Below are 10,895 nucleotides of genomic sequence, written 5' to 3' on the forward strand. Positions count from 1 at the left end.
GGCTTTTTTAGGAGCAGTAACAATAGGCTTTATTGGGCAACATCGTCCCGTTATCCGCTGTATCTTTTCCTTTTTAAAGAAAAAAGGAAAAGGATGCCGCTACTACCGGGGCTAAAAGCTAAGACATCGATTTCTTGGTTACAATCAAGAACAATGATTTTTAGATTTTAAAACCAAAAATAGGTTTAATAAGTGGATTAAAAAAGAGCGATATAAAGAATATTCTCAATTTTTTATGTAAACTCCTGTTGTTTTTTCTATTTTGTTGCTAGAAAACCAAAAAATATAAAATAGAAGAAATCGCTTAATTCTATTCATTACAGCATTTATTGAAAGCTGTTAATAGTAGAATTAAGCCGAATAAATTATCGCTTTAAACTAAAATGACCTTTAACGATCTTGCCATTGGGAATGATAAGTTGAAACCAATAATCATCCGAAGGCAATGCTACTCCTGAAAAAGTTCCGTTCCAGGAATCACTTGCGTTGTTTATCTCCTTAAGAAGTTTTCCATATCGGTCAAAAATCACAATTCTCGACGGAGGAAGAGCACTCCAATTATTGATTTTCCACGTATCGTTATAACCATCACCGTTAGGGGTGAAAAAACGAGGATAATCCAATACATAAATCAAATCACTAACAGTTATGCCGCAACCATTTTTATCTCTAATCATAATGGTGTAACTCCCGGGAGCCACATTGGTAAAAAGAGGATTGTCTTGATAACTTGTACCATCTAACGAAAATTCATAGTCGCCTTTTCCGCTATATTTTATTGTAATGGTGTTTTTATTCCCAGCAAAATCTTTTACTTCTGCACTCTCATATATCGCTTTTTCAGAGGGTTTTACTATAAAAGTCTTTGTTTTTTTACATCCCTTGTCGTTAGTAACGGCTACAGTATAAGTGCCCACTTGTTGCACAGTAATTGCAGCAGTGGTAGCGCCGGTATTCCATAGATAACTAGTAAATCCCGAATCTACACTCAAATTTAAACTACTTCCAGTACATAAAAAAGAAGCTTCTTCTTCAAAATTTATGGGATTAAAAGTGTTGACCACCAACGTAATTGGTGTTATACCATAGCAATCCTGACCATTTTTAATTCGAGCATAAATAGTTTGCTGAAAAGCTTGGGTATTGGTAAAAATAGGAGTTAATTTATTCTTTTCTGCCAAAGCATCGGCAAACGAAAGGTAGTACTCTGCCCCTAAGCCAGCAGGCAAACCATTCAAAAGCTTTGGGGTAACAAGTGTTGCCAAATCAAATTTATACAATCCATCTTGTGTACCATCTTCGTCACAAACAGCAATAGGATTCGGACTCGGGACCACTGTGGTAGCTGTACTCAACGTAACACTCGCAATTTTAGAACAATCAAAGGAAGAACTTGCCTTCACATAAAGCACTTGATTTGAACTCGTATTGCTGAAGGAAGTTAAATTAGTTATAGCATTGGTCGAGTTTTGAGCGTCTACCAAGCTAAGGTGCCAAGAAGTTTTTGTAATATTTGTGTCATTACTTTTTATGTTGGCATCTGTGGTGGTCAAATCAAAAGTGGTTAAACCGTCTCCATCAATGTCGCATTGCACTAGTGTACGGTTATTCAATATCAAATCTGGGGTAAACTCTATTTTTATTTCTTCAGAAATAATACAAGTTGGAGAAAAAGCCACGTCTACTCTGTACGTTCCTGCCGAGCTAACTTGGTAGGTAGGTTGGTTGGCGCCTGGTATTTTTATTCCATTTTTGAACCATTCAAATGAATTGGTTGCGGGTAAATTAGTATTCAAAAGCAGTTGTTCTCCAAAACATATCGGATTTTTAGTAGCCAATAAGCGATCTGGACCCAAATCGATTTTGGCACTAAAACTTCCAGCTTCAATAAAAACTGCCGAATCATAAACTTCTTCTCTATCATCGGCAACAACTAATTTAATGTGATAGGTTTTGCCAGCAGTAACTTTGGTTTCAGCAGTTAAGACTTTGGTTTGCCCCGCATAATTGATTGGACTATTGAAAGTATTGTATCCCCCAAAATAGATTTCGTTTTGGGCAGGACATCCTGGGATAACATTATTGCTAGTGGGTACAGGGTTGATCAACGGATGAACACTAGTTGAAGCTACAGGAATTGTTGTTCCAGGCAAAACAGCTAAATTTTTGTAAGGAGTAGTGCTTCCTTTCTCTTTGATTAAAAAAGCAAAACCGTCTGAGTATTGACAGGGATAATATAATTGGTATTCATTGGATGCAAAAAAATAATTAAAGCTCACATAATCTGTCAGAGGAACAAAATCAAATTCTATGACAGATGCATTAATACTCGAAATGCCAAGAGCTGCATCTAAATCAGCATCTCCTCCCCAGTTTTTAGAGCCTCCGCCTCTTTGATTATCTATGTAGGGACCTGGAGTGTTATTACTGCTCCATGTACTCAAAAAGATTCCTTGTTTAAAAGGAAATGCACTGCCGTTAAAATCAAAAAAACCTAAACTTTTTTTACCCGTTGTAAAGGTGTCGCCTGTTTCTTTAAAATTAGAAACTTGAGCACATGAACTATTGACCAACACTTTTTCAACTAAATGTTGAGTAGTAAACGTATCGTCTACCTTGATGTATTGCGCCTTTGCTTCTTGAAAAAAACAAAAAACAACTAGTAAAAAAAGTAAGGAATTTGTTTTCATAGTACAGCAAATATACTATAAATCACGTTTTTTTAATATTTTATAAGACAAGAAATTAAAAATAACTGTCCATGCCAAAACAATTAGAATGGCGGTAATTGCTACCCCGTAATCTTTGGTATTTTCGACCCCAATTTGACTGCCAATAGTTTTTACTAACGATAATCTAGAAAAAGGTTCTACAATTAAATTTGACATGGCTTCCAATGGAAAAAATTGGGTAATATAACCTGCCATTGGACTATCAGGGAAAGCTTCAAAGGTTAAAAACCCTTTTACAAAAGCTTCAATAAATGATAAAACCAACAAAAATCCCAATGCAAAAGCGGAACGTTTAACCAAAATTCCTAAGAACAAACACAAAGAAAAGAAACCAGTTAGTTTTACAAAAAAGGCAAAGACGTATTCTAAATCAGAGAATATAATGCTTACCTCAGTGTAGGAAGAGAAACACAATCCCAGAATTAAACTCATTACAAAAACAAATACAGTCGAAGCTAAGGCAAAAGCAACTACCGTCAAAAATTTAGAAAGCACTAGTTCTTTTTTACTCATGCCGTCGATGAGGTTTTGTTTTAATGTGCCATAACTGTACTCATTGGCCATCATCGATACAATGACAATTGCCAAAAAGAATTTTAAGATAGCAGCGATATAAGTGTTAAAATGCCAAATAAAAGGAAAGTTAAAAATCCCCATCTCTGCCAGATGAAATTGGAAAGCACCCAAATCAAATTTGATGGATGCAATTAAGGCAATGAAGGAAAGTAGAATAAAATAAGTAAGCGTAAGGACTCTACTGGCTTTGTTTAACCAGATTTTTTGAAGTTCTATAGAAAGTAATCGTTTCATGATTTATTTTTTGAGAAGGTTAAGAGATAAAAACTATTTTTTGGTTAATGCTAAGAATTGCTCTTCCAAACTGTTTTTTCGTTTGACCAAATGGTTTAGCGTAATACCATGTTCGAATAAATACCGATTCAAATCCGATGCTTTCAAATCACTTTTTAGATACACCAATACTTTGTTTTCGTCTGCTACAATTTTATCCACTGCTGGATGCGAAACAAGGACTGTTTTGAGGGTACTATTATCATCCGCTTCAAGTTCGAAAAAGCCTTCGTTAGCCGCCATTCCGTCTACTAAACCAGCATACAAAATTTCTCCTTTTCTCAAAACTACCACATGCGAACATACTTTTTCTACTTCGTCCAAAAGATGCGAAGCCAATAAAATTGTGGTGCCTAAACTGGCCACTTTCTTAATAATGTCACGAATTTGATGAATTCCTTGTGGGTCTAGACCATTGGTAGGTTCGTCTAGAATTAGAATTTCGGGATCGTTAAGCAAGGCAGATGCAATCGCTAAACGTTGTTTCATACCTAAAGAGAAGGTACTGAATTTACTATCTTTTCTCTCAATAAGGCCTACTAGTTCTAGTTTTTCTTCTATTTTATAATAATTGATGTTTTTTATTTTGCATACTAGTTTGAGATTTTCGTAGGCAGACATGTACGGATAGAAGTTAGGTCGTTCGATGATTGCGCCAACTTTTTTTAGCGCTTCGTGTGTTTCGAGAGCGCCGTCAAACCACTGGTATGCTCCAGAGGTGGCGTTTACTACATTGAGTGTAATGCCTAAAGTTGTTGATTTTCCACTTCCGTTAGGGCCTAAAATGCCGTAAACATTCCCTTTTTTGATTTCAAATGAAACGTTTTTTAACGCTTGAATTCTTCCATAGCGTTTGTTGAGGTTGTTGATGGTTAGAATGGTTTCCAATGGTATTGATTTTTAGTTTCTTGTAGGACGAACCAATTTGATATTTGTTACTTATAAAATAGAAAATACTGTAAATTTGTATAAAAGACAGATTTATGAGTGAGCCATTAATGGTTTTTAAAAAACCCACATACCCCATCAACAAACCTTTGATGGAATATTTAGAGCGATTTGAACGCATTTCTAAAGTCCCTATTTTTTATGATGATTTGTTGCGTTTTTCGGGTTCTATCAACGTCTACGATAAAAATAACAACGATACTTTATGGATTCGAGTATATTATAACGAGTTTGAACGCAAAGAAATCGATTTGACTTTGATGAAAATCTATTCTCTTTTGCATTCTGATGGAAACTTGAATATCATCAAATTCCTCAATGTCGATTCGATTGATTATTGCACTTTTGGTAATTCAAAACCTTTTAGAGTAAAAGTACGAAACATTCTCAACGATAATTACACCCATTTTTATATCAAAAAAGCAGATGCTTCAAGAGTGTATGGTTTGGAATTTGAACATATTTTATCGCCAGACAAAATCAATTTTTTGGTGTATAACGATACTTTGGTCGAAGAACATATTATGGGAATTCCAGGAGATGTGTTTATGAAAACAATTCTAAAAGATTGCACCGAAACCGCCAAAGCTCAAATTGCTAAAGAGTTTGTAAAGTTTAATGAAAGATGTATGATTCGGCTTTTGGGTGACATGCGTGCATATAATTATGTGATTGTACCAACGCATGATTTTGATCAAGTGGTCTATAAAATTCGCGCTATAGATTTTGATCAGCAGTGTTACGAAGGAAATTTTAAAGTGTATCGTCCTCAGTTTTTTAAAGAAAATTATCCAATGGTTATGTTGGTAAAAGAAAAATTGCAAGAAAGTTCGATTGAGCAATATAAAAATGAAGAACGTTCGGCTATGGCCAAAAGAGTACATTCTTCGGAAAACAGAATAAAGCGATTAGTTCAAATTATGTCTGCGGATACCTTAGCGCCAGTCGAACATTTGAATACACTTAAATTGGAACTGTATAACTATACTCACGATTTGAACTTCAAAAATGCAAAATCAATGGGGGGGATAATGACGGCGGTCTTTGATTTTATAACGCGCAATTTTAAAAACATGAATAGCATGCGTGCTGGTTTTTAAATCCTATTTTTATTTTCTTAATTCTATTTCTTTTATATGAAGACATCACCCAATAATGCCTTACTATTTATTTTTATTACCGTTTTAGTCGATGTTATTGGTTTAGGGATAATTATTCCTATTGTCCCAAAATTGATTGAAAATCTTACGGGACTCGGAATCAATGAAGCCTCAAAATATGGTGGCTGGCTGTTGTTTTCTTTTGCTATGATGCAATTTATTTTTTCACCGATTTTAGGAGGACTAAGCGATCGTTTTGGGCGCCGGCCTATATTGCTGTTGTCTCTTTTTGGGCTAGGGTTGGACTATGTTTTTCATGCCTTTGCACCTTCTATTGCCTGGCTTTTTGTTGGGAGAATTATTGCTGGAATTATGGGAGCGAGTTTTAGTACGGCTACTGCTTATATTGCCGATATCAGTTCACCAGAAAAAAGAGCACAGAATTTTGGTTTAATCGGAGCAGCTTTTGGTTTGGGTTTTATCATTGGACCAGTAATTGGAGGTATAAGTAGCAAATGGGGGACGAATGTACCTTTTTTGATTGCAGCCGGACTTACATTATTGAATGTGATGTATGGATTTTTTGTTTTGCCGGAATCCTTATCCAAAGACCATCGTAGAGCTTTTGATTGGAAGCGTGCTAATCCAATTAGTTCTTTGCAGAATTTGAAAAAGTATCCTGTAGTTTCAGGATTGGTAATTTCATTGGTACTCACTTTTATTGCCTCACATGCAGTACAATCCAATTGGTCTTTTTACACTATTTATAAATTCAATTGGACACCAGAAATCGTTGGATATTCACTCGCTGTAGTAGGAGTCTTAGTTGCTTTTGTTCAAGGATTTTTGATTCGGAAGATTATTCCTCGTTTGGGCGAGGTCAAATCCATTTACTTAGGGATGTCTTTTTCAGCCCTTGGATTATTACTTTTTGGATTGGCCTCAGAAAGTTGGATGATGTTTGCCTTCTTGATTCCGTATTGTTTGGGCGGAATAGCTGGACCAAGTATACAAGGGGTTATTTCGAGTCAAGTGCCCGCTAATGAGCAAGGAGAATTACAAGGTGCCCTTACCAGTTTAATGAGTTTGTGTGGCGTTTTTGGCCCTTTGTTAATGACCAATTTATTTGCCTTCGCTACCGCAAAAGACAGTTTATTTCATGCGCCAGGCGCTCCTTTTTTCTTGGCTTCATGCCTGACTTTGATTAGTTTTTATCTCTCGTATCGTACATTGTCTAGGAAAAAAGGTTAGAAAAAGTACCGTAAATTTGAAGATTGTTTGGCATTCTTGGTAGATGGAATTCTCGAATTTTCGACTTTTTTCTAGCAATAAAAAAGCCGACTTGTACCACACAAGCCGACTTTTTTAAACAAATAAAAACTAAAAAAAATCTTAGAAACAGTAAGCGTTTTCAGCTACTAGTTGCGTTGAAATAATTTCTCTTAAACCTACCACGTTTGGCATGTTAGTATATTTAGTATAACGACGAAGTCCCATTAACATCATGCGTTGCTCATCGCCTTCGGCAAAAGATACGATTCCTTCTTTTCCTTTTTGAGTAATAATATCTACTGCTTTATACAAGTATAATTGCGCCATAGCAATTTGTCCTTTTACAGCAGCTTCACCTTTAGCTTTAGCTAATTTTTCGGTTCTTAGAATAGTACTTTCTGCCATGTAGATTTCGATTAAGATATCAGAGGCTGCCATCAATAATTGTTGGTGAGCGTCTAAGTCTGGACCGTATTTTTGAACTGCTCCACCAGCAACCATCAAGAACGCTTTCTTCAATTTGCCAATCATTTCTTTTTCTTCAGCAAATAATTCTGAATAATCAGGTGTTTCGAAAGACGGAATTCCCATTAATTCTGCTTGCACTTCAGAAGCTGGTCCTAACAAATCTACGTGTCCTTTCATGGCTTTTTTAACCAACATACCTACTGATAACATACGGTTGATTTCGTTAGTACCTTCATAGATACGAGCGATACGAGCATCTCTCCAAGCACTTTCCATAGGCGTATCTTCAGAGAATCCCATTCCACCAAAAATCTGAATTCCTTCATCAGAACAGTTTTGAACGTCTTCAGAAACCGCCACTTTCAAGATAGAACACTCGATAGCATATTCTTCAACTCCTTTTAATTCTGCTTCTTGATGCGTAGAACCCGCAGCTTCGCGTTCTGCGATTCTGTCTTCGATGTCTTTAGCAGCACGGTATGATGCACTTTCACCGGCATAGCATGAAGTAGCCATTTCAGCTAATTTAGAACGGATAGCTCCAAATTGAGAAATAGGAGTGTTGAATTGAATTCTTTCATTAGAATAGTTAACAGCTCCCGAGATTACTCTTCTTTGAGCATCCAAACAAGCTGCTGCCAATTTGATACGTCCTACGTTCAAGGCGTTCATTGCAATTTTGAATCCGTTTCCTCTTTCAGACAACATGTTTTCTACAGGAACTTTGGTTTCGTTAAAGAATACCTGACGAGTAGAAGAAGCACGAATTCCTAATTTATGCTCTTCTTCATTCATAGAAATTCCGTTAGCTGGATCGTTTTCTACGATGAAACCTGTAATGTTTTTGTCATCGCCAATTCTAGCGAAAACAATGAAAAGCGAACAAAATCCTGCGTTTGAAATCCACATTTTTTGTCCTGTGATAGAATAATATTTTCCGTCTTCAGATAAAACTGCTTTTGTTTTTCCTGAGTTTGCATCTGATCCAGCTCCTGGCTCAGTCAAACAATACGCACCAAACCACTCACCTGAAGCCAATTTTGGAACGTATTTTAATTTTTGTTCTTCTGTTCCGTACAATGTAATTGGCATAGTTCCAATTCCTGTGTGTGCTCCAAAAGCTGTAGAGAATGATCCCGTAGCTCCAGAGATATAGTCACATACCAAGACCGTATTTACAAATCCCATTCCCATTCCGCCATAAGCTTCGGGAACCGCAACACTTAAGAATCCTAGATCACCAGCTTTACGCATCGTTTCTTCGGTGTAAGCGTAATCTTTTTTTTCAAAACGATCTTTGTGCGCCCATAATTCTTTGTCAACGAACTCTTTTACAGAGTCACGCATCATTAACTGCTCTTCATTAAAATCTTCTGGTGTGAAAATATCTTCACATTTTGTTTCTTTTACGATGAATTGACCACCTCTTGTTTTATTGCTCATAGTTTTTTATTTTTTTAGATGAAAGATGAAAGAATCAAGAAGGAAAATTGTTGTCTAATTTACTTATGAAACCTGTTGTCATCTTTTGAAATTCAATTATTTTATTTTCTATTTCTTCAGTTTTTTCTTTTGATAAATAGCCATTTTGAAAAGCTATCAGTAATTGTGTCTGTAATTCAAATGAAGAACCTAAACTAATATTCAAATAATGTTGAAAATGTTTATTTCCTCTATTTGAACCTTCTGCAATATTTGAAGGCATTGAGACTGAACATCGATTCATTTGACTGGATAAACTATAAGTTTCTGATTTTGGAAAAGTAAAAGTCAGCTTGTAAATGTCATTTGTAATGTCCATAGCTAAAATCCAAATTTTCAAATTCTTAAAGTTATGCCTCATAAATTCTAGTTGCTTTGCTCTTGTACGTTGCTTCTTTATTCTTGCTTCTTTGCTCTTCTTTATAAAACTTCGTATATCCCTGCACTTCCTTGTCCTGTACCTACGCACATAGAAACAATTCCGTATTTGTTGCCTCTGCGTTTCATTTCGTCGAATAATTGAACCGAAAGTTTAGCACCTGTACAACCTAGAGGGTGACCTAAAGCAATAGCTCCACCGTTTACGTTGATGATGTCAGGATTTAAGTTCAATTCTCTAGTTACTGCTAAAGCTTGAGAAGCAAAAGCCTCATTTAGCTCAATCAAATCGATGTCATTTAGTGTCAATCCTGCTTGTTTTAAGGCTTTTGGAATCGCTTTTACCGGACCAATTCCCATAATTCTTGGTTCTACACCAGCAGAAGCAAAGTTTACCAAACGAGCAATCGGCTGAATGTTTAATTCTTTTACCATTTCTTCGCTCATCACCAAAACGAAAGCAGCACCATCACTCATTTGAGAAGAGTTACCAGCAGTTACACTTCCATCGGCAGCAAAAACAGGACGCAAACCTGCCAAGGCTTCCAATGAAGTACCAGCTCTAGGTCCTTCATCTTTAGTGACTACATACGATTTGGTTTCTTTTTTACCATTTTCATTGATAAAAGTTTGCTCAACTGTAATAGGTACAATTTGGTTGTCAAATTTTCCTTCTGCTTGAGCTTTTAAGGCTTTATTGTGCGATTGAAAAGCAAACTCATCTTGGTCTGCGCGAGAAATGTTGAATTGTTTTGCTACCGCTTCAGAAGTCAATCCCATTCCCCAGTAGTAATCTTCGTGACCAGCTGCAGCCACTTTGTAATCTGGAGTTGGTTTGTAACCTCCCATTGGAATATAACTCATACTTTCAGCTCCACCTGCAATGATGCAATGCGCCATTCCAGATTGAATTTTGGCTGTTGCCATCCCGATAGTTTCTAATCCAGAGGCACAGTATCTGTTTACGGTTACACCTGGTACATCATTCACTTTTAATCCCATCAAAGAGATCAAACGTCCGACATTCAGACCTTGCTCAGCTTCTGGCATGGCATTTCCTACCATGACATCGTCAATGCGAGTTTTGTCAAAATCAGGCAACTCATTCATCATGTACTGAATGGTTTCTGCTGCTAATTCATCAGGGCGTTTGAATCTAAAAACTCCCTTTGGTGCTTTTCCTACGGCTGTACGATAAGCTTTTACTATATATGCTGTTTTCATTGTTATAAAGTATTAAGATTGGAGAATTAAGTATTAAGATTTTCCAATCGTTATTTGTTATTAGTTTTTAGAGATTTTTGAAGGGCAAAATTCATATTACTCACTTCAACTAAATTATGGATGATTGGAGTAATTTTTACTTCTTCAACTAATTCTAAGCGTTTTGAAATCATTAATTGAGTGATTAATTCATAAGTAGAACCATTTGCAATACCAAGAAAATGCGCAAACTCATTATTTGAGTTTCTTCCTGAGCCCTCAGCAATATTTAAAGGAATAGAAACGGCACATTTTTTAATTTGATGTGTTAAGTTAAATTTCTCATCAGAAGGTAATTCTGAAGTGACTTTGTAAACATCTACAGCAATATCCATTGCTTTTTGCCAAATCTTTAATTTCTCAAATTGATGCATATTTCTAGGTCTTGATACTTAATACTTAA

Annotated in this window: 9 protein-coding genes; 2 read left to right on the forward strand and 7 right to left on the reverse strand. The window is 36.0% G+C overall.

The features are described 5' to 3' along the window. Nucleotides 1-365: 365 nt before the first annotated feature. The 3 genes from O9307_RS11480 to O9307_RS11490 are packed head-to-tail and all read right to left on the reverse strand — an operon-like array spanning nt 366 to nt 4,469. Nucleotides 366-2,690, reverse strand: coding sequence for a choice-of-anchor L domain-containing protein (locus O9307_RS11480; RefSeq protein ID WP_298299325.1), 2,325 nt, complete (start codon nt 2,688-2,690; stop codon nt 366-368). A 15-nt stretch (nt 2,691-2,705) separates the two neighbouring features. Beyond that, nucleotides 2,706-3,542 (reverse strand): ABC transporter permease, encoded by an 837-nt coding sequence (locus O9307_RS11485; RefSeq protein ID WP_298299328.1) that lies wholly within the window; start codon nt 3,540-3,542, stop codon nt 2,706-2,708. Between the two features lie 33 nt (nt 3,543-3,575). Further along, on the reverse strand, nt 3,576-4,469 hold the full coding sequence (locus O9307_RS11490) for an ATP-binding cassette domain-containing protein (RefSeq protein ID WP_298299331.1): 894 nt from the start codon (nt 4,467-4,469) through the stop codon (nt 3,576-3,578). 95 nt (nt 4,470-4,564) lie between these two features. Here O9307_RS11490 and O9307_RS11495 point away from each other — a divergent pair, with 95 nt between their 5' ends. Beyond that, complete coding sequence (locus O9307_RS11495; protein WP_298299334.1) at nt 4,565-5,629, forward strand: hypothetical protein; 1,065 nt, start codon at nt 4,565-4,567, stop codon at nt 5,627-5,629. A 36-nt stretch (nt 5,630-5,665) separates the two neighbouring features. Then, nucleotides 5,666-6,880, forward strand: a complete 1,215-nt coding sequence (locus tag O9307_RS11500; RefSeq protein ID WP_298299336.1) for a TCR/Tet family MFS transporter — start codon at nt 5,666-5,668, stop codon at nt 6,878-6,880. A 141-nt stretch (nt 6,881-7,021) separates the two neighbouring features. On the opposite strand, the gene O9307_RS11505 is transcribed toward O9307_RS11500, so the two are convergent. From O9307_RS11505 to O9307_RS11520, 4 genes are read right to left on the reverse strand one after another with little or no spacing between them, the layout of a single operon-like run. Continuing rightward, entirely contained in the window at nt 7,022-8,812 is a 1,791-nt protein-coding gene (locus tag O9307_RS11505) for an acyl-CoA dehydrogenase family protein (protein ID WP_298299339.1), read from the reverse strand. 34 nt (nt 8,813-8,846) lie between these two features. Then, complete coding sequence (locus O9307_RS11510) at nt 8,847-9,212, reverse strand: four helix bundle protein (protein WP_298299342.1); 366 nt, start codon at nt 9,210-9,212, stop codon at nt 8,847-8,849. A gap of 59 nt (nt 9,213-9,271) precedes the next feature. Next, a complete protein-coding gene (locus O9307_RS11515) occupies nt 9,272-10,453 on the reverse strand; it encodes an acetyl-CoA C-acyltransferase (protein WP_298299345.1) in 1,182 nt (393 codons plus the stop codon). 50 nt (nt 10,454-10,503) lie between these two features. Then, nucleotides 10,504-10,866, reverse strand: a complete 363-nt coding sequence (locus O9307_RS11520; protein WP_298299348.1) for a four helix bundle protein — start codon at nt 10,864-10,866, stop codon at nt 10,504-10,506. Nucleotides 10,867-10,895 lie beyond the last annotated feature (29 nt).

The organism is Flavobacterium sp., from assembly GCF_027531905.1.
GTDB lineage: Bacteria > Bacteroidota > Bacteroidia > Flavobacteriales > Flavobacteriaceae > Flavobacterium.

Bases quoted from the DNA above. Each gene is read 5' to 3' on its own strand.
- O9307_RS11480 (WP_298299325.1), bottom strand. From the start codon at position 2,690: ATGAAAACAAATTCCTTACTTTTTTTACTAGTTGTTTTTTGTTTTTTT.
- O9307_RS11485 (WP_298299328.1), bottom strand. From the start codon at position 3,542: ATGAAACGATTACTTTCTATAGAACTTCAAAAAATCTGGTTAAACAAA.
- O9307_RS11495 (WP_298299334.1), top strand. From the start codon at position 4,565: ATGAGTGAGCCATTAATGGTTTTTAAAAAACCCACATACCCCATCAAC.
- O9307_RS11500 (WP_298299336.1), top strand. From the start codon at position 5,666: ATGAAGACATCACCCAATAATGCCTTACTATTTATTTTTATTACCGTT.
- O9307_RS11505 (WP_298299339.1), bottom strand. From the start codon at position 8,812: ATGAGCAATAAAACAAGAGGTGGTCAATTCATCGTAAAAGAAACAAAA.
- O9307_RS11510 (WP_298299342.1), bottom strand. From the start codon at position 9,212: ATGAGGCATAACTTTAAGAATTTGAAAATTTGGATTTTAGCTATGGAC.
- O9307_RS11515 (WP_298299345.1), bottom strand. From the start codon at position 10,453: ATGAAAACAGCATATATAGTAAAAGCTTATCGTACAGCCGTAGGAAAA.
- O9307_RS11520 (WP_298299348.1), bottom strand. From the start codon at position 10,866: ATGCATCAATTTGAGAAATTAAAGATTTGGCAAAAAGCAATGGATATT.